We start from the raw sequence: 20,002 nt of genomic DNA, 5'->3' as shown, positions 1-20,002 counted from the left end.
TAGGCCTCGACGTTCGGCTCTAGGCTTTCGGCTTCGGCGTACGAAGCTAGCACGGGGCATGCCCGGCCCGCACGCAACACGCCCGCGACACGGCGGCCCGCGGAGGACGCGCAGCGCGCGACGCCGTGAGCAACGGCGCCGCAGCCCAGCCCCTCCTCCGCTCGCCCCAGACAGCCGGGGACCGCCCCATTTTGCCCCACCGGTGACGCAGGACGCCGGCACGGCTCATCCGACGCCGCGGCGCGATGAGGAAAAGCCGGGGCCGCCCCATTTTGCCCCACCGGTGCCGCAGGGCGCCGGCACGGCTCGTCCGACGCCGCGGCGCGATGAGGAAAAGCTGGCCTCGATGCCTTCGCCTTGTCGAGGTTCCCTGAAGGATCGCTTAAATCCCCTTGGGGATCTTGTCGAGGTCCACCTGGGAGAGCGCGTGTCGGATCAGCGCGCTCCGGTTGGCCTTCGTCATGCCGCGCGCCTTGAGGGCGCTGACCATCTCGTCCAGCCTCTCGAGATCTTCGGTGTACATCGAGATACAGATGACCTTGTAGTGCTGCGGTCGCTCGGGCGGCGCAGCCCCCGGCTCGGCCCCAGCGCCGGTCGTCCGGCCCTTCGCGCGCGAACGCGGCGCCTCCGTGGGGGTATAGAACGCCCCGGACAGAACCCCTTCCACCTCGTCGCGATCGAGCAGCGCCCGCGCGGCGCCCCCGAGATCGCCTTCGCTCTTCATTGCTTCCTCCAGCTCCCTGCCCGGTCGGGGCGCCGCGCGTGCGGGCCCTTCATCCAGCGGGACCCCGCGGTTGCGGGTCCCTCCCTCAGCGGGACCCCGCGGTTGCGGGCCCCTCCCTCAGCGGGACGCCGCGGTTGCGGGTCCCTCCCACCACCGGGACCGCGCGGCCCCGGATCCCTTCACGCGCCGGCCGCCGCGGCGCCCGGCCGCTCTGCTGCCGCATCCGCCCAATCGACGCTCCACGACCCCGCGTCGCGCGCCGCCCCTGCCTCCGCGCCGGTCACGCCGCGCTCGCGGCTCTCGATGATGCGATCGACCACCGCCAGGTAATCGTCGGCCGCCGGGGTCCCCGGCGCGTACTCGAAGATCGTCTGCCCCTGCGCGGGCGCCTCCTTGACCTTGATCGCCTGCCGGATCGGCGCGAGGCAGCGCTCCCCGAAGTGCTGTTTCATCGTGCCGACGGCCTCGCGCGCGATCTTCGCGCGGCCGTCGAAGAAGGTCGGCAGAACGCCCCAGATCTGCACCGGGTGGTGCAGCAGGGCGTTCACGTTCTTCACCGTCTTGATCACCTGCCGGACGCCGACCAGCGACAGGTAATCGCACGCGACCGGGACGAGGACGCTGTCGGCGAACACCAGCGCGTTCTGGTTCATCAGCGACAGGCTGGGCGAGCAGTCGAGCACCACGTAGTCGTACTCGGCCGCCGCCGCGGACAGGCGATCCGAGAGCACGCGATCCCGGTTCTGGCGCCCCGCCAGGTAGAGCTCGGCCGCGGCCAGCGTCTCGTTGGACGGCAACAGATCCAGGTTCGGCCGCACCGTCCTCGTGGCGTCCGCGATCCGGAGCCCCATCACGAGCACGTGATAGAGCGAGCGCTCGGCGCTCGCGCCGAGCGAGACCGAGACGTTCCCCTGCGCGTCGGTGTCGACGAGGAGCACCCGCTTGTCGCGCGCCGCGAGCCCGGCCGCCACGCTCACGGCCGTCGTCGTCTTGCCCGTGCCGCCCTTGTGGTTGAACACGGCCAGATACCGCGGCACCCCGGCCGGCCGCTGCGGCGGCCGCTTCGCGCCCACCGCGGGCGACAGCGAGACCGCGACCGCCCCCTGCCCCCTGGGCTCCCCGACCGACGCCGTCGGCGGAGCGGCCGACACGGCCGGCGGCGCGGCCGCCACCGCCGCCCCGCCCAGCGCGCGCGGCGCCGGCTCGGGCAACCCCGGCTCGGGCAGCGCCGGCTTGGGCAACACCGGCTCGCCCGCCTCCCCGGCAGCGCGGGCCGCGCCCCCCGCGAGCGGCGCATCGCGGCGGGTCGGCGGCTGCCCCTCGGCCGGCGGCGCGGCGGCCGCCGAGGCCGCAGCCGCGATGTCGCCGAGCCGCGCCCCCTTGGCCTCGCGGACCAGCTGCGCCCGGCACTCCAGCGAGCACGCGTAGTTCCGGCGCCCGGCGACATAGAGCACCTGAGACACGAGCTGCGGGGAGAAGCGCTTGGCGCACGCGTCGCACGTGGCGAGCGAGGCGCCGCCGTCCCCGCCGAGCTGGCTCTTCTCCAGGCACTTCTGCGAGCAGAAGAAGGAGAAGCCGCCGTCCTTCTCCTCCATCTGGTACCGGAACTGGACCTCGAATCCGGTCCCGCACACGCTGCACGTCTCGCTGATTCCGCCCACAGCTCGCTCCTTCGCGCCGCGCACAGCGCTTTGCCCAGGCGCAGCGTTGACCATCATCACAGTCAAGGCCCAAAGGTCAACTTTTCTGCGAGCACGGCTCACCCTTCCAGCACAAGGGCGAGCGCGCATCCCGGGAGGGGCCCGGGACGAGGGCCAGTCGGGGCGGGACCGGGACGGAGCGGCAGGCTCAGTGACGGAAGTGCCGGACCCCGGTGAACACCATCGCAACCCCCGCCGCGTCCGCCGCGGCGATGACCTCCGGGTCCCTCACGCTGCCTCCAGGCTGCGCGACCGCCGTGATCCCGTGCTCGGCGGCGAGCACCAGGCCGTCCGGGAACGGGAAGTAGGCGTCGGACGCGAGGACGCTCCCGCGCGCCCGCTCGCCCGCCTTGCTGCAGGCGATGCGCACGCTCTCGACCCGCGACATCTGCCCGGCCCCGACCCCGACCGTGCTGCCGGGCACCGTGAGCACAATCGCGTTGGATTTCACGTGCTTGCAGACGCGCCAGCCGAGGTCGAGCGCCTCGAGCTCCCGCTCCGTGGGCGCCCGCTTCGTCACGACCTTGCCGCCGCGCACCTCGCCGCCCGCGGTCGCGTCCCGCTCCTGGACCACGAGGCCCCCGCCGACGCGCTTGAACGTGAGCTCCCGGTGATCCGCGGGCAGGAGCGCGCCGGTCGCGAGCACCCGGAGGTTCTTCTTGGTCCGGAGCACCTCCAGCGCCTCGGGGGCGTAGGCGGGCGCGATCACGCACTCCAGGAACGTCTCGACCAGCACCTCCGCGGCCGCGCGGTCGACCTCGCGGTTCAGCGCGACGATCCCGCCGAAGGCGCTCACCGAGTCGGCCTCGCGCGCCGTCCGGTAGGCGGTCGCGAGGTCGCCGGCGACGGCGACGCCGCACGGGTTCGTGTGCTTCACGACGACCGCCGCGGGCTGGGTGAACTCGCGCACCGCCTCGAACGCCGCGTCCACGTCGACGAGGTTGTTGAACGAGAGCTCCTTGCCGCCCGCGCCCAGCGAATCCGCGAGGGCGAGCGACCCGGCGGCCGCGCCGCGCTCGCGGTAGAAGGCGCCCGACTGGTGCGGGTTCTCGCCGTACCGGAGCGGATAGGCCCTCTCGAGGGCGAGCGTCAAAAAGCGCGGGTACGCCTCGCGCTCGGCGGCGTTCGGCTCGCCCTCCTCGGGCAGCGACGAGAGGTAGCCGGCCACCATCCCGTCGTAGGCCGCCGTGTGGGCGAACGCCTTCGTGGCCAGCCGGCGGCGCGTCGCGCTCGACACCTCACCCGCGCTGTCGATCTCGGCGAGCACGGCGTCGTAGTCGGCCGGATCGACCACCACCGCCACGCGCGCGTGGTTCTTGGCCGCGCTGCGCACCATCGACGGCCCGCCGATGTCGATGTTCTCGATGATCTCGGGGTGCGTGACCCCCGGCCGCCGGACCGTCGCCTCGAACGGGTAGAGGTTGCACACCACGAGATCGATCGGCTGGCCCCCGAGCCGCGCGAGGTCGTCCTCGTCGATCGCGCCGCGCATCAGGATGCCGCCGTGCACCCGGGGATGCAGCGTCTTCACCCGGCCATCCATCACCTCGGGCGAGCCGGTATAGGCCTCCACGCCGACGACCGGCACGTTGGCGTCCTGGAGCGCCCGCTGCGTCCCCCCGGTCGAGAGGATCTCCACGCCCTTTTCCGCGAGCCGCCGGGCCAGCGGGAGCAGCCCCGTCTTGTCCGAAACCGAGATCAATGCGCGTCGAATCATCGCGACGCCAGCTAGTGCGTCTCGGCCCCCGCCGCCAGCCGATCCGTCACCGCTGTCCGCAGCGCGCCGCGCTTACGCGTCGCGCTCCCGCGCCGCGCTCGCACGCTCCCGCTCAGGCGCCGGGCGGGGCGGCCGGCGTCGGCTCGCCCGCCGCGGCCGGCGGCGCCTTGACCGGCGCCTCCTCGGTCACGAGCTCGCCATCCCGGTACTCCAGGACGCCCTTGGGCGGCCCGAAGACCGCGTAGGCGTCGGGCAGGATCAGCGCCTCGCGGAGCACGTCGTCCACGTGCTCCACGAGCACGAGCCGCAGCGCCTTCAGCACGCGCCGGGGCACGTCCCGGAGATCCTTCCGGTTCTCCTTCGGCAGGATCACGGTGGAGATGCCGCCGCGGTGGGCGGCGAGCAGCTTCTCCTTGAGCCCGCCGATCGGCATCACCCGGCCGCGCAGGGTGATCTCGCCCGTCATCGCGAGATCGCGCCGGACCGGCACCTTCATCAGCGCGCTCACGAGCGCCGTCACCATGGTCACGCCCGCGCTGGGCCCGTCCTTCCGGACGAAATCGGGGAAGTGAATGTGGACGTCGACCTTCTGATAAACGTCCGCCTCGAGCCCGAGCCGATCGAGGCGCGAGCGCACGTAGCTCATCGCCGCGTGCCCGCTCTCCTCCATCCCCTTCTCGAGCAGCCCGGTGATGACGAGCTTGCCCTTGCCCGGCACCACGGTCGCCTCGGCCGGGAGCAGGTCGCCGCCGACGTTGGTCACCGCCAGGCCGTTCACGAGGCCGACCTCGTCCCGCTCCTCGCGCCGGCCGAGCCGGTACTTGGGGACGCCAAGGTACTTCGGGATGCTCTTCGCGACGACCTCGATCGGCTTGTCCTTGCCGTCGGACACGACCTTCCGGGCCACCTTGCGGCACACGCTCGCGATCTCGCGCTCCAGCGAGCGCACGCCGCTCTCCTTGGTGTAGTGGTGGATGATCGTCCGGAGCGCCCCCTCCGTGAAGTCGAGCGGCACCTCCTCGAGGCCGCACTCCTTCCGCTGCCGGGGCACGAGGTACTTCACCGCGATGTTCAGCTTCTCGAACTCCGTGTAGCCCGAGAGCTGGATGACCTCCATGCGGTCCTGGAGCGGCACCGGGATGCCCGACAGCGTGTTCGCCGTCGTGATGAACATCACGTCGGAGAGGTCGTAATCGAGATCGAGGTAGTGGTCATTGAAGGTGTGGTTCTGCTCCGGATCGAGCACCTCGAGCAGCGCCGCCGCCGGATCCCCGCGGAAGTCGGTCGACATCTTGTCGACCTCGTCGAGCAGGAACACGGGGTTGTTCGTCCCGACCTTCTTGAGCGACTGGATCAGCTTGCCGGGCAGCGCGCCGATGTACGTCCGCCGGTGGCCGCGGATCTCCGCCTCGTCGCGCACGCCGCCGAGCGACAGCCGCACGAACTTGCGCCCGGTCGCGCGCGCGATCGACTTCGCCAGGCTCGTCTTGCCGACGCCGGGCGGGCCGACGAAGCAGAGCACCGGGCCCTTCAGCTTCTTCGTCAGCGCCTGGACCGCGAGGTACTCGAGGATCCGCTCCTTGATCTTCTTCAGGCCGTAATGGTCCTCGTCGAGGATCTTCTCGGCCTCGACGAGGTCATACCGCTCCTCGCTCTTGTCGTACCAGGGGAGCTCCAGGATCCAATCGATGTAGTTGCGCACCACGGTCGCCTCGGCGCTCGTGGGGTGCATCATCTTCAGCTTCTTGAGCTCCTTCTTGACCTTGGCGGCGGCCTCCTTGCTCATCCGCTTGGTCTTGAGGGCCTCCTCGATCTCCTGGATCTCGTTCTTGAACTCGTCGCGCTCGCCGCCGCCCAGCTCCTTCTGGATGGCCTGCATCTGCTCGTTGAGGTAGTACTCCTTCTGCGTCTTCTCCATCTGCTTCTTGACGCGACTCCGGATCTTCTTCTCCACCTGGAGAATCTCGATCTCGGCCTGCATCAGCTCGATGAGACGCTCGAGCCGCTTCTGCGGCTCCTCCATCTCGAGCAGCGCCTGACGGTCCGTCAGCTTGATGGTCGGCAGGTTGGCGATGATGGTGTCGGCGAGCCGCGAGGCCTCGTCGATGGCCTGCACCGCCATCAGGACCTCGGGCTGGATCTTCTTGTTGAGCTTGACGTACATCTCGAACGTCGACTGGACCGAGCGCATCAGCGCCTCGACCTCGACGCTCGCGACCGAGCTCTCGACGATCTCGTCGTACTCGATCAGGAAGTACGCATCGCTCTGGACGTAACGGCGGATGCGCGCCCGGCGCTTGCCCTCGATGAGGACCTTCACCGTCCCATCCGGCAGCCGGAGCAGCTGCATGATGGCGCCGACGGAGCCGACGCCGAAGATGTCGTCCGGCGTCGGGTCGTTCGTCTTCGCGTTCCGCTGCGCGGCCAGGAAGATCTCCTTGCCGCGGTTCATCGCCTCGTCGAGGGCGGCGATGCTGCGCTCGCGCCCGACGAACAGCTGGGAGACCATGTGTGGAAAGACGATGATGTCGCGCAGAGGGAGCAACGGGACGATGCCGCGCTCGGGTGCGTTCTTGCCGCGATCACTGTCGTTCTTGAAGAACATCCGCCGTCTTTCCGGGAGTATCGGGAGGCCGGGGCTGCCCCGCCTCGGTTGTCACACGTGGCTTGCTTGACTGCTGTACTTCCGCCGGAGCGGCGCGCGCCCCACGGGGGACGCGCGCGGCGCCGGCATCCTCGGAGGAGGCGCGCCCGGCAAGGGCGCGCCGGACGCGCGCCGTCCAGCGCGGCGCGGGCCTGCGCCGCGCGCCCTGGACAGCGGCCCCCCTGGGGCGAGCGCTACGCGAGCTCCGCCTCCTTCGTGTACACGATGAGCGGCGGCTCGTGCTTGACGATCACGTCCTCGCTGACGACGACCTCCTTGATCCCCGTTCGGGACGGGACGTCGTACATGATGTCGAGCATCGCCGACTCGAGGATGGCGCGCAGGCCGCGGGCGCCGCTATTCCTCTCCAGGGCCTGACGGGCCACCGCCACGAGCGCGCCCCGGGTGAACTTGAGCTTCACCCCGTCCATCTCGAAGAGCTTCTGGTACTGCTTGACCAGGCTGTTCTTCGGCTTCGTGAGGATGTCGATGAGCGCCTCCTCGTTGAGCTCGTGCAGGGTCGCGAGGATCGGCAGGCGCCCGATGAACTCCGGGATGAGCCCGAACTTGAGGAGGTCCTCCGGCTGGACGACGCTGAGCAGATCGCCCAGCTTGAAGTCCTTCTTCGCCTTGATGTCGGCGCCGAAGCCGAGCGTGTTCTGGCCGATGCGCCGCTGGATGATCTGATCCAGGCCGACGAACGCGCCGCCGCAGATGAACAGGATGTTGGTCGTGTCGACCTGGAGGAAATCCTGCTGCGGGTGCTTGCGGCCGCCCTTCGGGGGGACGTTGGCGATCGTCCCCTCGATGATCTTGAGCAGCGCCTGCTGCACGCCCTCGCCGGAGACGTCGCGCGTGATGCTCGGGTTGTCGCTCTTCCGGCTGATCTTGTCGATCTCGTCGATGTAGACGATGCCGCGCTGCGCGCGCTCGACGTCGTGATCCGCGTTCTGGAGGAGCTGGACGATGATGTTCTCGACGTCCTCGCCGACGTAGCCGGCCTCGGTCAGCGTCGTCGCGTCCGCGATCGCGAAGGGGACGTTGATGATCTTGGCGAGCGTCTGCGCGAGGAGCGTCTTGCCGGAGCCCGTGGGGCCGAGCAGGAGGATGTTCGACTTGGACAGCTCCACGTCGTCCGAGGAGACCCGGCTGTCGATGCGCTTGTAGTGGTTGTGCACCGCTACGGCGAGGATCTTCTTGGCGCGGTTCTGGCCGACGACGTACTCATCCAACGTCGCCTTGATGTCGGCGGGCTTGGGGACCGGGGTCGACCCGGCGTACGGCTCGTCCTTCTCGACCTCCTCCGCGATGATGTCATTGCAGAGCCCGATGCACTCATCACAGATGTACACCGTGGGGCCCGCGATGAGCTTCTTCACCTCTTTCTGCGACTTGCCGCAGAAGGAGCAGCTTAAATTGCCATTCGAGTGATCGTCCCGCCTTCGCTCCACTTCGACCCTCAGTGCGGTCTGCCAACGCTTCCGCTTCGATGAGCGGTGGGGTCACGCCGCGGCGGCCCCTTCCGCTCGGGATGGGGACGGCTTCCACCGTCCCCTGGATTTTCAGCGATGCGCAGCCAAACGCCGCGCTCGGATTCTAGTCCGGTGCCCGTACCGTCGCAAGCTAACGGGGGTGGTCTCCAGCCTGTGGCCGAAGTCAGGGAATCGCCCGATGGCGTCGCGGCGCGCGCCGCCGATGAGGCTGCGCGCCTCGGGAAAAGCAGCGGATCGAGCGAGCGCAGCGCGGCGCGCTCGCCTCCGCCGCCGGGCGCACGCGCGCCACGCCCGGCGCGACGTGCCGGCGCCGCGCGACGTGCCGGCGCCGCGCGACATCGCCGCGCGCGGCGCGACGCCGCGGCCCGACGCGGCTCCGCGCCGGCCCTCCGCCAGAGCACGCCCGCCGGACGAGGGGGCGCGGGCACCTACTTGTTCCGCTTCGGGAAGACCTCGTCGATCAGGCCGTACTCCTTGGCCTGCGTCGCGCTCAGGTAGAAGTCGCGCTCGATGTCCCTCGCGAGCTCGTCCCGGTTCTTGCCGGTGGCGTCGACGAGGATGTCGATCAGCGTCTCCTTGATCTTCTTGATCTCGCGCGCCTGGATCTCGATGTCCGTCGCCTGGCCGCGCGCGCCGCCGAGCGGCTGGTGGATCATCATCCGCGCGTGCGGCAGCGCGAAGCGCCGGCCCTTGCGGCCCGCGCCGAGCAGCACGGCGCCCATCGACGCGGCCTGGCCGATGCACATCGTCGACACCGGGCAACGCACGTACTGCATCGTGTCGTACATCGCGAGCCCCGACGTCACCACGCCGCCCGGGCTGTTGATGTAGACCTGGATCTCCTTCTCGGGATCCTCGCTCTCCAGGAAGAGGAACTGCGCGATCACGGCGTTCGCGACGAAGTCGTCGATCTCCGTGCCGATGAAGACGATGCGGTCCTTGAGGAGGCGGCTGAAGATGTTCCACTCCCGCTCGCCGCGGTGGGTCACCTCCGTGACCGTCGGGAGGATGTAGGCCTTCTCGCGTTCGAGAAACTCGATGGCTTGGGTGCGGGTTTCGACTCGTCGGGTCATCCGGTGCTCCGGGGGGTTTCCTGCCGCGAGGCAGGGGTTCTACTCCTGGGCCAGACTTCGTCCGATCGCAAGACCGAACGCGCCCGAGGTTACCGGAAAATGTCGGCCGCCCGCTGCGGTCGCGCACGGAACGCGCGCCGCCAGCGCCTGGCGCTGGCGCGGCGCTCGCTCGATGTTCGCTGAGCGCGCGCTCAACCTGCGGGGTGCGGCTCGATGAGGGCGCCGCGCGCGTTTCGTGCGCGGGCGCGGCGCGACCTGGACGAACCGCGCCGCCGGCGCCGAGCCGGCGGCGCGGCGCCGCGGCTAGCCCGCGTCGGTGACCTTCGCGGCGGCCTCGATGATGTCGAGGATCTTGTCCTCGAGGATCATCCCGGCGAAGAGCTCGCGCTTCTGCGGCTCGCGGTACTCCGCCTTGATCTTCGCCACGTTCTTGCCGGTCTGCTCGGCGAGCTCCTGGTAGCCCTTCTCGAGGTCGGCCTCGGTGATCTTGACCTCCTTCGCCTTCGCGATCTCGGCCATGACCAGCCCCGCGCGCACCTTCATCTCGGCGTCGAGCCGCACGCGGGCGCGGAACTCCGGCGTCGGATCGACGCGCTGCCCCTGCCGGCGCGCCGTCGCGAGCAGCTCGCGCTCGGCGAGCTGCGCCTGCTGGTCGACGAGCGACGGCGGGACCGGGATCGGGTTCGCCTTGCAGAGCTCGACGACGAGCTGCTCGGCGACCGCGTCGCTCGCCCGCTGCGTCAGCTCCTTCTCGAGCTTCTTGCGGAGCGACTCGCGGAGCGCGGGGAGGCTCTCCTCGCCGCAGTCCTTCGCGAACTCGTCGTCGACCTCCGGGAAGATGCGCTCCCGCAGGTCCTTCAGCGTGATGTGGAAGACCGCCTGCTTGCCCCGCAGATCCGCGTTCGAGTGCTGCTCGGAGAACGTGACCGGGACGTCCTTCGCCTGGCCGGGCGTCATGCCGAGGAGCGCGTCCTCGATCTCCTTGAAGACCTGGCCGCTGCCGAGCTCGGTCTCGATCTCCTGCTCCTTCGTGTCGCGCAGGGCGCCGGCGACCTCCAGGGTGAAGGAGATCGTCGCCATGTCCCCCTTCGCGGCGGGGCGCTCCGGCTCCGGCGCCTGCAGCGTCGAGTGCTCGCGCCGGAGGGACGTGATCTCGGCGTCGATCATCTCCTCCGACGGCGTCGTCGAGGGGCGCTTCACCTCGAAGCCCTCCCACTTCACCTCGGAGATGTCGGGCCGGACCTCGAAGCGGGCCTTGTAGGAGAACGCGTCGTCCGGGCGGAGCTCGGCGGGCGCGATCGCCGGCTGGGACAGGGGCTGCACCTGCTTGTCGGCGAGCGCCTGGTTCAGCGTGGCGTCGACGAGCCGCTGGGCGACATCGGCGTGGATGCGGCCGCCGTAGAGGTGCGCGAGCACCTGGCGCGGCGCCTTGCCAGGCCGATAGCCCCGGACCCGGGCCGTCCGCTGGAGCGCCGTATAGGCCTTGTCGACCTCGCTCCGGACCCGGTCCGCGGGGACCTCCACCTGAAACTCCATCAGCACGGGAGAAAGCTTTTCGACGTTGACTTGCATGGCGTTTTTTTCGAAGGGCGGCACTCGTGCCACGCGCCGCCGGGGGGGTCAAGACGGCCGAAAGGACGCTGCTTTAAAAAAAAGGAGCCCCGGCGGAGAGGCGGCCGCCGGGGCTCGGGGATCCCGGGAGGGATCGTGCAAGCTGATGCGGAGCGAGAGGCTCGCGCCGGTGCGGACGCTGCTGCGCAAGGGCACCGCAGCAGCGTCCGCACCGGCGCGAGCGCGGGGCCTGCGAGGCTGGCCCGCGCCGCGCGGCCCGCGCTCAGTCGTCGTCCGAGACGTCGAAGGGGTCCTTCTCGAAGTCGAGCTCGGCGTCGAACGACGACTCCTCGACGATGTCCTCGAGCGAGAAGCCCACGCGGCTCGGGCGGAGCATCTCACGCTCGAACTCTGCAAAGTTCTGATACGACCTGGGAAGCGGCATCTGTCCTCCTCACATGTGCCGAGGCGACGTCGGGGCGTCGGTCTGCTCGGCGAAGCTGGGCACCACGTCCGTGAGATCCTGGGCGGTCAGCGCCGGCCCTCGACGCGCGTCGAGGGCGGACGGCGGCGCGAACCGAGCGTCGACCTGCGTTGAAGCGAAGGCGAAAGCACGAGGACCTGCGCAGGCGCGAGCAATGCAGGCTCGCGCCCGTCGCACCAGAACGCGCGGGCGAGGACCCGATCGACCGGGCCGGCGTCGCCGCAGGGCAACAGCGCCCCGTTGAGGCCGAAGCAACGGCTCCGCCCCGAGGCTCGCCCGCGGGCCAGCGGCCCCGTCGTTCGTTTACCTACACCCACATCAAGCGACATGTGGGTCACTGTAGACGCCCCTGTCGTTCAGGCCAACAATCCGGCGAGCGAGCGGTGGATGGACGTGGAGTGGACGTGAACCGGGCGTGGATACGCCGGCCGGTACGCCTGCATCTCTCGACGTGCCGATGGGGGTCGTGTAAGCAGCCGGGTCGGACGCGACACAGCACGATGCCACCGCCCAACCAGGGGGGCGCGCCCGGCAAGACCGGCTCCGCCTCCAAGCCTTCGCCTGTCGTCTTCGCCGTCGCCAACCAGAAGGGGGGCGTCGGCAAGACCACGACCTCGGTCAACCTGGCCGCGAGCTTCGCCGCGGCGGAGTTTCGGACCCTGCTCGTCGACTGCGATCCGCAGGGGAACGCGTCGAGCGGCGTCGGCGTGCGGCGGGGGAGCTTCGAGCTGTCGCTCTACGACGTCCTGATCGGGCGGGCGGCGCTGAAGGAGGCGACCGTGGCGACCGAGGTGCCGCTCCTCGACGTGGTCCCCGCGACGCAGGATCTCGTGGCGGCGGAGCTCGAGCTGGTCGACGCGGACGACCGCGCGACGCGGCTGCGCCAGGCGCTGCGCCCGCACCTCGACGGGTACGCGTTCGTCGTCCTCGACTGCCCGCCGTCGCTCGGGCTGCTCACGCTGAACGCGCTCACCGCGGCGCACCGGGTGCTCGTGCCGCTCCAGTGCGAGTACTACGCGCTCGAGGGGCTGACGCACCTCATGGCGACGATCGACCGGGTGCGCAACGCCTTCAACCCGGAGCTCACGGTCGAGGGCGTCGTCCTCACGATGTTCGACGGGCGCAACTCGCTCACCCACCAGGTGGCCGACGAGGTGAAGGCGCACTTCCGCGTGTTCGACGCGATCATCCCGCGCAACGTGAAGCTCAGCGAGGCGCCGTCGCACGGCAAGCCGGCGCTGCTCTACGACGCGCAGTCGAAGGGGGCGCAGGGCTACCTGAGCCTCGCGCGCGAGATCCTGGACGGCGCGCCCGCCGCCGCGGCCGATCCGAAGAAGAGGCAGCGCGCGGACGCCGAGGGGGAGCCGCAGGCCGAGCCCCCGACCACCACCGGAGCGCGCGCGAGGGACGCACGACCGAGATCATGAATGCCGATCAGAAAGGGGCGCGGCGCGCGCTCGGACGGGGGCTCGACGCCCTGCTCCCGGCGGCGCCGCCGGCGACATCGACGGCGGCCGAAGGGCGCAGCGTGTTCGTGTGCGCGATCGAGAAGATCGTGCCGCAGAAGGGGCAGCCGCGGCAGCACTTCGACGAGGCCGAGCTGGAGGAGCTCACCGGGAGCATCCGCGAGCACGGGCTCATCGAGCCGCTCATCGTGCGCAGGACGCAGGCCGGGAACGACAGCTTCGAGCTGATCGCCGGCGAGCGGCGGTGGCGCGCGGCGCAGCGCGCGGGGCTCCGGGAGGTGCTCGTCGTCGTCAAGGACGTCTCCCCCAAGGAGGCGTTCGAGCTGGCCCTCGTCGAGAACGTGCAGCGGGCCGACCTCAACCCGATCGAGATCGCCGAGGCGTTCGACCGGCTCCTGCGCGAGCACAGCTACACGCACCAGACGCTCGCGGAGCGCGTCGGCAAGGACCGCACGACGATCGTCAACTCGCTCCGGCTCCTCCGGTTGCCGCCGCGCATCCGCACCATGGTGATCTCGCGCGAGCTCAGCGAGGGCCACGCGCGCGCGCTGCTCGGGGCGCCGAGCGACAAGGTGATGGCCGACGTCGCCGAGCGGACCGTCCACGGCAAGCTCCCCGTGCGCAAGGTCGAGGCGCTGATCAAGGCGGCGAAGGAGAAGGAGAGCCGCGCCGCCGGGGACGGCGAGGATCCCGGCGAGAAGAAGCGCGCGGGGAAGTCGCCCGCGATCAAGGACCTGGAGGCGCGCCTCATGCGGCGGCTCGGGACCCGCGTCGAGGTGCGCGACGAGGGCGGCCGCGGCGAGCTCGGCATCACGTACGGGTCGCTCGACGAGCTCGACAGGATCATCGCGCTGCTCGGCGCCTGAGCCTGGCCAGCGGGCAGCGCGGGGCTCGGGGAACCGCCGAGGCGCCAAGGACGCCAAGAACCTCAATCCTTGGCGTTCTTGGCGCCCTTGGCGGCTCGATCCTCCGGCGCCGTCTGCGGTGGACACCGCGCCGCGGGCCGGCGAGCGAGCTCGACGCGCGGCCGCGCTATTTGATCCGGGCGCTGAGCTCCTTCACCTTGGCGCGGGCGCGCTTGCCGATCTCGGTGTCGCCGCCGTGCTTGCCGGCCTCGGTGAGCGCCGCGAGCGCGCTCTGCGGCTTGCGCTCGGCCAGGAACGACAGGCCGAGGTAGTAGTGCGCGGCCGCGAACTTCGGGTCCACCTTGATCGCGGCCTGGTAGTCCGCGCGCGCCCCCGGCTCGTCGCCGAGCTCGTGGCGGCACGTCCCGCGGCGCACGTGGAACTCCGCCTCCGGCTTCAGCTTGATGGCGCGGTCGAAGGCCGCCACGCAGTCGGCGTACGCCTTCGCCGGCCCGAGCATCCGCCCGATGGTCGCGATCGTCGCCACGTCGTCGCCGGTCGCGGCGAGCGCCTTCTTCAGCTCCGCCGCGGCCCGGTCGAGCTCCTTGGCCTCGAACAGCATCGCGCCGTAGGCGAAGCGCGTCGCGGCCGAGTCCTCGGCCTTGAGCGCCGCCTCGTAGTGCTTGCTCGCGTTCGCGACGTCGCGCTTCAGGCCGTACGCGTAGCCCAGGTTCTGGTGGAGCGCGGCCCGGCCCGGCGCCTGCTCGATCGCCTTCGTGAGCACCGCGATCGCCTCGTCCGGCCGCGCCGGATCGTCCAGGTAGAGCGCCGCCAGGTTCAGCGCCGCGGCCTCCAGCTTCGGATCGCGCTCGAGCGCCTTCTTGTACGACGCCTCGGCGCCGGCGCGGTCGTTCGTCTTCTCGTGCGCGAGCCCGAGGTAGTAGTGCGCCTCGGCGTTGCCCGGCTCGTGCTCGATCGCCCGGAGGAGGTGCGGCTTCGCCTCCTCGTACCGCTCGTTCTTGATGTAGGCCACGCCCCGGTCGAGCGCGCTCGTCGACGTCCCCTTGGAGGTCGCCGCGTCGCTGCCGTCCGGCGGATCGGCGAGCAGCGGATCCCCGAGCTGCTCGCGCGGGGCCTCCTGCGCTCCACCACACGAAACGGCGCACGCCGCGACCGCCACCACCGCCACGCCCCGGCGCGCGGCGGCCGCCGCCTGTGCCGCGCGCGAAAACCACCCCTTGTTCATCCGACACTCCCTTCGCCGTCCAGGCCCTGGAGCACCGCGTGCAGCCGCTCCTCGACCTCTTGCATCCGCTTGCCGTTCGCGATCTTCGTCCCGTCCGCCTCGCTCACATAGAACACGTCGGCCACGCGCGTCCCCTCCGTGTTGATCTTGGCGACCGAGATCGACAGGCCGAGCTGGTAGAGCGCGTCCGAGATCGCGAACAACAGGCCCGGACGATCGCGCGTGAGGACCTCGATGACCGTGTGGTGCGACGCGCGATCGTCGATGGAGATCTGCGTCTTGACCTTCGGCGTCGGCCGCTCGCGCAGGCCGCCGCCGCGGCGCTTCTTGGCGACCTCGGCGCCGGAGATCTGGCCCGAGAGCACCGCCTGGATGTCGGCCACGAGCTTCGGGATGGCGCGGGCCACCCCCCCTACCCCCTCGCCGCGGTCGCGCACCCAGAACAGGTCGACCGCCTGCAGGCGCACGCCCGCGGGCGGCGACGACCCGGTCCTCGCGCGGAGCGCGACGCCGTCGTCGTCGCACGCGCGCGAGTGGATCTGCGCGGCGTGGACCTCGAGGCGCGAGGACGCGAACGCCGCCGTGATCGCCGCCAGCAGGCCGGGGCGGTCCGGCGCGACCACGCACACCTCCGCGGCCTCGGGGTGGCGCGACGGCACCAGCGCGACCGAGACGCTGTTCCCGCTCGACTCCTGCTGCCGGGCGAGCTCGGCGTGCGCCGCGATCGCGGCCGGGCTGTTCGCGAGGAGGTAGCGCTCGGGCATCGACGCGAGGTAGCGCGCCAGGAAATCGCGCTGCGCGCGCCGCTCCGCGTCGCTCGCGGCCGGGAGATCCTCGAGGGCGCCCACCGTGCCGCTGATCGCGCGCGCCATGCGCTGATCGTCGATCCCGAGCGGCCCGCTCTCCCCGCGCGCGCCGCGCAGGGCCGCGTCCGCCGACAGGTAGAGCTCGTCGAGCATCCGCGCCTTCCACGACGTCATCGACGTGGGGCTCGTGGTCGAGATGTCGGCGACCGTGAGCAGGTAGAGGTCGCGCAGCCCCTCGCGGCCGTGCACCTCCTGGCAGAACTCCGAGGTGGTGGCCGGGTCGTCGAGGTCGCGCCGGGTCGCGATGAGGTACATCACGAGGTGCTTCAGGATGAGGTGGCACGCCTCGTCGATGTCCTCCGGCGGGAAGCCGAGCCGCTCCAGGATCTCGCGCGCCATCTCGGCGCCGCGCCGGCTGTGGTCCTTGCCCCCGATCGCCTTGCCCACGTCGTGCAGGAGCGTGGCGAAGAACAGCATCGTCGGCCGCGTCGCCTCGGCGGCGAGCCGGCACGCGAGCCCGAACTCGCCCGCGAGCTCGCCGCGCACGAGCGCCGCCAGCCGATCGACCGCGGCGACCGAGTGCACGTCGACCGTGTACACGTGGTAGACGTCGTGGTGGACGCGCCCGACGACCGGCGAGAACTCGGGGATCATCGCGAGCAGGAGGCCGAGGTCGTGCAGCTCGCGGACGACCGAGCCGCTCTGGAGCGCCGTCTCCTTGCACGTGGCCACGAGGGTCCGGAACAGCGCGGCGGCCTCGGCGCTCTCGCGCAGCGCCGCGCAGAACGCCGCGTCGCCGGCGGCGCGGACGATCGCCCCGCGCGCGTAGGGCAGGAGCGGGACGCCGCGCTCGACGGCCGCGGCCACGAGCCGCAGCGCGATCGGCGGATCGGTCCGGAGCAGATCCGGATCGCTCATCGTGATGCAGCCGTCGAACAGGCGGATGCCGCCGCCGAGGTCCTCGTCGCGGCGGCGGCGCCGCGTGAGCGTCGGCGTGGCGCGCGATACGATCATGTCGAGGGCGCGCGAGATGGTCCGGGCGCTCCGGTAGTAATCGCTCATCATCCGCTCGATCGCCTCGGGCGACACCGAGGGCTCGTCGGCGGGCGGCGCGGCCTTGCGGGCGACCTCGGCCGCCTCGTTGTAGCCGAGCACGCCGGCGACGAGCTCCTGCTCGTCGAACGTCAGCCGGTCGGTCCGCCGGCCGGAGTGGGCGTGGAGGAGGTTGCGGATGCGCCAGAGCATCTCGGCGGCGCCCTGGATCTCCTCCGCCTCGCGGGCGACGAGCGCGCCGAAGCGGACCAGGGCGGCGAACTCGCCGACGCCGTAGCGCGCCTTCGCCGCCCAGCGGGCGACGTCGAGGTCGCGCAGCCCGCCGGCGCCGTTCTTCACGTCCGGCTCCAGGAGGTAGACCGAGCCGCCGAAGCGCTCGTGGCGCTGCGCGATCTCCTTGCCGAGCCGCTCGATGAAGCGGGGCAGCTCCGAGTGCGCGAACAGGCCCGCGGCGGCGCGCTGCCACAGCGACTCGGAGAGCGACGCGTCGCCGACGACGTGCCGCCAGTCGAGCAGGCTGGTCGCGGTGGGCAGGTCCTCGCGCGCGCCCTCGACGAGGTCGTCGATGGTGACGACCTGGTGCCCCACGGTGACCCCCATGTCCCAGAGCGGGTAGAGCAGCGCGTCCGCGATGGCGCTGGCGCGCTGGGCGTCGCGGGCGAGGATGCGCACGTCGAGGTCGCTCCGCAGCGCGACGGCGCCGCGGCCGTAGCCGCCGACCCCGGCGATCGCGACCGCGTCCCACGCGGCGCGGCTCGGGGAGCCGGACTCGCGCAAGAGGTGGAAGAGGCGCGTCAGGAGATCGTCGAGCAGGCGCGCGTGGCGCCGGCCGAGGGCGACCCCGAGCGCGGAGGGATCCGCGGCCGGGGTGGGGCCGCTCGGCACGGCGCGGTCGAGCCCGGCGCGCTCGCGCGCGTAGGCGGCGCGGAGCTCGGCGAGCCCGCTGGGCCTGGACGTGGGGGAGAGATCGACGCTCATGCGGAGGGCTTTCGCTTTCTCAGGTGCCCGGGGCGCGGAAGGCGGTGACGTGGGCGTTCACCCGGACGGGGGTGAGGCCGGCGCCGCAGAGGCGCGGCGCCTCGCTCGCGGCGGAGAAGAGGAGCCCGCCGGGGCCGAGCTCGGCGGCGAGGCGGCGGGCCACCGCGTCGCCCGCGGGCTCTGCGAGGTACAGGAGGACGTTCTTGAAGAAGATGATCTGGAAGCCGCCGCTCGGCACGGCGTGGACCAGATCGCAGACCTCGAAGGAGACGACCTCACGGAGCTTCTGGCCGACGTGGAGCGCGCCGCCCTTCTGCTCACAATAGCGCTGAAGCAAGGGCGGCGGGAGCTGGTCGGCGGCCTCGGCCGAGTAAACGGCCTCGCGCGCCGCGTCGATGGCCGGGGCGGCGCGGTCGACCCCGAGCACGCTGAAGCGGCGGCCGGCGCTGGCGAGGACCATCCCGAGGGTATAGGCCTCCTCGCCGGTGCTGCAGCCGGCCGAGAGGCCGGCGATGGGGACGTCGGGCGGGATCTTCGGCAGCACCGCGGTGGCGATGGCCTCCCAGATGATCGGATCGCGGTAGAACCGCGTCTCGCCGACGCGGAGCGCGCTGACGATGCCCTCGACGGCCTCCCTGTCCTCGTGCAGGCGCTCGGCGGCCGCGAACGGGGACACGCCGTGCCGCGCGGCCACGCCGCTGAGCACGGCGAGGACCCGCTCGCGGACCCACCCCGGGGCGGCGAGGCTGCGGCCCAGGCCGAACCTGCGCTCGAGCTCGGCGAGCGCGAGGTCGACGGCCCGCTCGGCGGAGCGCGCCGCAGGACCTCCTCCCGCTCTCGGCGATCTGGCCATCGGGGGCGCCGCGGTCAGCCGAGGAAGCCGGCCTTCCTGGCCTGGGCTCCCTTGCCGCCGCCGTCGAGGGCGATGGCGAACACGTCCTTCAGCGCGAGCACGAAGGTCTCGCCCTTGGTGCTGCGCGCCTTGAGGAGCCCGCCCACGCTGAGGACCGCCTCGATCTTGGTCACCGGGAGCGACACGCCCTCGTGGGCGGCGTAGAGCGTGAGCACGCGCCCTTCCGGGAGCTCGGCCCAGCCATCCTTGTCGGTCTTGGCCTCGGCCGTGTCGAGGGCTGCTTTGAGGATGTCGTCGGTCATGAGCAACGTTTCCGCCCCGCGCCCTGCCGCGTCAAGCGCGTGCTGCCCCTTACTGGATTGCAAGGCGATCGGGGTCGTACGGGACCTCGTCCGTGGTACCGTAGTGCGCCGATGTGGAGAAGGCCTCCCAGCCAGCCCCCCCAGGACGGGGCCGCCTCCGGGGCGCAGCCGGGGGGCGCGATGCCGCCGGGGTGGGAGCCTGGGGACCACCTCTTCGTCGACGACATCAAGAAGTCCTTCGGACCGACGAAGGTGCTGCACGGCATCACCATGCACCTCAAGCGGACCGAGACCGCGGTGATCATCGGCGGGTCCGGCGCGGGCAAGACCACGCTGCTCCGTCTGCTCATCGGCCTGGAGCGGCCGACCACCGGGCACATCTGGGTCGACGGCGTCGATATGGGCGCGCTCGGCGACTACGAGATGAACCGGATGCGCCAGCGGTTCGGGATGGTGTTCCAGTACGCGGCGCTGCTCGACTCGCTCACGATCTTCGACAACGTGGCGTTCCCGCTGCGCGAGCACCGGAAGCACATGTCGAAGCGGGACATCCGCGACAAGGTCGTGGGGATGCTGAACTCGCTCGGCCTGGAGAACAAGGAGGACCGGATGCCGTCGGAGCTGTCCGGCGGGCAGCGCAAGCGCGTGGGGCTGGCGCGCGCGCTGATGCTCGAGCCCGAGATCCTCATCTACGACGAGCCGACGAGCGGGCTCGATCCGCTGACGAGCCGGATGGTCGACGACCTGATCGAGGAGACGCGGGCGCGCTTCAAGGTGACGAGCGTGGTGATCTCGCATGACATGGCGAGCACGTTCCGCATCGCGCACCAGGCGTTCCTCGTGATCCAGGGGCGGGTGGTCGCGTCGGGGACGCCGGACGAGCTGGCGTCGGGCGACAACGAGCAGGCGCGCCAGTTCATCGCGGCGGCGGGGGTGGCGCCGGAGAAGGTGTCGCGCGTGAACCGGCCGGCGCTCGCGGACAGCACGAACGGCGACGGCGGCCAGGTGATCGAGTTCCGGAAGGCGGCGGAGTAGAGGGCGGATCGCGGCGCGGCGGTGCCGCTCCA

General features: G+C 71.4%; 15 protein-coding genes. 3 read left to right on the top strand and 12 right to left on the bottom strand.

Going from position 1 to position 20,002, the window contains the following annotated elements; translation table 11 throughout:
- Nucleotides 1–382 precede the first annotated feature (382 nt).
- The 8 genes from WME83_RS18905 to WME83_RS18870 form a co-directional block, all read right to left on the bottom strand.
- Entirely contained in the window at nt 383–724 is a 342-nt protein-coding gene (locus WME83_RS18905) for a hypothetical protein (protein WP_437320676.1), read from the bottom strand.
- A gap of 179 nt (nt 725–903) precedes the next feature.
- A complete protein-coding gene (locus WME83_RS18900; protein WP_437320675.1) occupies nt 904–2,385 on the bottom strand; it encodes a ParA family protein in 1,482 nt (493 codons plus the stop codon).
- A 187-nt stretch (nt 2,386–2,572) separates the two neighbouring features.
- Nucleotides 2,573–4,141, bottom strand: coding sequence for a bifunctional phosphoribosylaminoimidazolecarboxamide formyltransferase/IMP cyclohydrolase (gene purH / locus WME83_RS18895; RefSeq protein WP_437320674.1), 1,569 nt, complete (start codon nt 4,139–4,141; stop codon nt 2,573–2,575).
- 112 nt (nt 4,142–4,253) lie between these two features.
- Nucleotides 4,254–6,746 (bottom strand): endopeptidase La, encoded by a 2,493-nt coding sequence (gene lon / locus WME83_RS18890; protein ID WP_437320673.1) that lies wholly within the window; start codon nt 6,744–6,746, stop codon nt 4,254–4,256.
- A 233-nt stretch (nt 6,747–6,979) separates the two neighbouring features.
- The gene (clpX, locus tag WME83_RS18885) at nt 6,980–8,236 is read right to left on the bottom strand and encodes an ATP-dependent Clp protease ATP-binding subunit ClpX (protein WP_020735740.1); all 1,257 of its coding nucleotides are present in this window, start codon (nt 8,234–8,236) and stop codon (nt 6,980–6,982) included.
- 470 nt (nt 8,237–8,706) lie between these two features.
- The gene (locus tag WME83_RS18880) at nt 8,707–9,351 is read right to left on the bottom strand and encodes an ATP-dependent Clp protease proteolytic subunit (RefSeq protein WP_020735738.1); all 645 of its coding nucleotides are present in this window, start codon (nt 9,349–9,351) and stop codon (nt 8,707–8,709) included.
- A gap of 303 nt (nt 9,352–9,654) precedes the next feature.
- Nucleotides 9,655–10,923, bottom strand: coding sequence for a trigger factor (gene tig, locus WME83_RS18875; protein ID WP_437320672.1), 1,269 nt, complete (start codon nt 10,921–10,923; stop codon nt 9,655–9,657).
- A gap of 262 nt (nt 10,924–11,185) precedes the next feature.
- Nucleotides 11,186–11,347 carry a hypothetical protein gene (locus WME83_RS18870; protein WP_061626656.1) on the bottom strand — a complete coding sequence of 54 codons (162 nt, stop codon included), beginning with the start codon at nt 11,345–11,347 and terminating at the stop codon, nt 11,186–11,188.
- A 539-nt stretch (nt 11,348–11,886) separates the two neighbouring features.
- Between WME83_RS18870 and WME83_RS18865 the strand changes: the two genes are divergently transcribed.
- Nucleotides 11,887–12,813, top strand: a complete 927-nt coding sequence (locus tag WME83_RS18865) for a ParA family protein (protein WP_437320671.1) — start codon at nt 11,887–11,889, stop codon at nt 12,811–12,813.
- Nucleotides 12,810–13,718, top strand: a complete 909-nt coding sequence (locus tag WME83_RS18860) for a ParB/RepB/Spo0J family partition protein (protein ID WP_437320670.1) — start codon at nt 12,810–12,812, stop codon at nt 13,716–13,718. Before WME83_RS18865 ends, WME83_RS18860 begins: the two co-directional genes overlap by 4 nt.
- A 166-nt stretch (nt 13,719–13,884) precedes the next feature.
- On the opposite strand, the gene WME83_RS18855 is transcribed toward WME83_RS18860, so the two are convergent.
- From WME83_RS18855 to WME83_RS18840, 4 genes are read right to left on the bottom strand one after another with little or no spacing between them, the layout of a single operon-like run.
- The gene (locus tag WME83_RS18855) at nt 13,885–14,943 is read right to left on the bottom strand and encodes a tetratricopeptide repeat protein (RefSeq protein WP_437320669.1); all 1,059 of its coding nucleotides are present in this window, start codon (nt 14,941–14,943) and stop codon (nt 13,885–13,887) included.
- Nucleotides 14,940–17,780 (bottom strand): [protein-PII] uridylyltransferase, encoded by a 2,841-nt coding sequence (glnD, locus tag WME83_RS18850; RefSeq protein WP_437320668.1) that lies wholly within the window; start codon nt 17,778–17,780, stop codon nt 14,940–14,942. The genes WME83_RS18855 and glnD overlap by 4 nt, the downstream gene beginning before the upstream one ends.
- A gap of 19 nt (nt 17,781–17,799) precedes the next feature.
- A complete protein-coding gene (locus WME83_RS18845) occupies nt 17,800–18,633 on the bottom strand; it encodes a CheR family methyltransferase (protein WP_437320667.1) in 834 nt (277 codons plus the stop codon).
- Nucleotides 18,634–18,647: 14 nt separating this feature from the next.
- Nucleotides 18,648–18,935, bottom strand: a complete 288-nt coding sequence (locus tag WME83_RS18840) for a hypothetical protein (RefSeq protein ID WP_437320666.1) — start codon at nt 18,933–18,935, stop codon at nt 18,648–18,650.
- A gap of 111 nt (nt 18,936–19,046) precedes the next feature.
- Here WME83_RS18840 and WME83_RS18835 point away from each other — a divergent pair, with 111 nt between their 5' ends.
- Nucleotides 19,047–19,970 (top strand): ABC transporter ATP-binding protein, encoded by a 924-nt coding sequence (locus WME83_RS18835; protein ID WP_437320665.1) that lies wholly within the window; start codon nt 19,047–19,049, stop codon nt 19,968–19,970.
- Nucleotides 19,971–20,002 lie beyond the last annotated feature (32 nt).

The organism is Sorangium sp. So ce385 (genome assembly GCF_051474135.1).
In the GTDB taxonomy this organism is placed as follows: Bacteria; Myxococcota_A; Polyangia; order Polyangiales; family Polyangiaceae; genus Sorangium; species Sorangium cellulosum_D.
The sequence above is the reverse complement of the archived record's forward strand: the minus strand, read 5'-3'. Positions and strand labels throughout refer to the sequence as shown.

Coding starts and splice junctions, on each gene's coding strand:
- WME83_RS18905 (WP_437320676.1), bottom strand. CDS start 724: ATGAAGAGCGAAGGCGATCTCGGGGGCGCCGCGCGGGCGCTGCTCGAT.
- purH (WP_437320674.1), bottom strand. CDS start 4,141: ATGATTCGACGCGCATTGATCTCGGTTTCGGACAAGACGGGGCTGCTC.
- lon (WP_437320673.1), bottom strand. CDS start 6,746: ATGTTCTTCAAGAACGACAGTGATCGCGGCAAGAACGCACCCGAGCGC.
- WME83_RS18880 (WP_020735738.1), bottom strand. CDS start 9,351: ATGACCCGACGAGTCGAAACCCGCACCCAAGCCATCGAGTTTCTCGAA.
- tig (WP_437320672.1), bottom strand. CDS start 10,923: ATGCAAGTCAACGTCGAAAAGCTTTCTCCCGTGCTGATGGAGTTTCAG.
- WME83_RS18870 (WP_061626656.1), bottom strand. CDS start 11,347: ATGCCGCTTCCCAGGTCGTATCAGAACTTTGCAGAGTTCGAGCGTGAG.
- WME83_RS18865 (WP_437320671.1), top strand. CDS start 11,887: ATGCCACCGCCCAACCAGGGGGGCGCGCCCGGCAAGACCGGCTCCGCC.
- WME83_RS18860 (WP_437320670.1), top strand. CDS start 12,810: ATGAATGCCGATCAGAAAGGGGCGCGGCGCGCGCTCGGACGGGGGCTC.
- WME83_RS18855 (WP_437320669.1), bottom strand. CDS start 14,943: ATGAACAAGGGGTGGTTTTCGCGCGCGGCACAGGCGGCGGCCGCCGCG.
- glnD (WP_437320668.1), bottom strand. CDS start 17,780: ATGAGCGTCGATCTCTCCCCCACGTCCAGGCCCAGCGGGCTCGCCGAG.
- WME83_RS18845 (WP_437320667.1), bottom strand. CDS start 18,633: ATGGCCAGATCGCCGAGAGCGGGAGGAGGTCCTGCGGCGCGCTCCGCC.
- WME83_RS18840 (WP_437320666.1), bottom strand. CDS start 18,935: ATGACCGACGACATCCTCAAAGCAGCCCTCGACACGGCCGAGGCCAAG.
- WME83_RS18835 (WP_437320665.1), top strand. CDS start 19,047: ATGTGGAGAAGGCCTCCCAGCCAGCCCCCCCAGGACGGGGCCGCCTCC.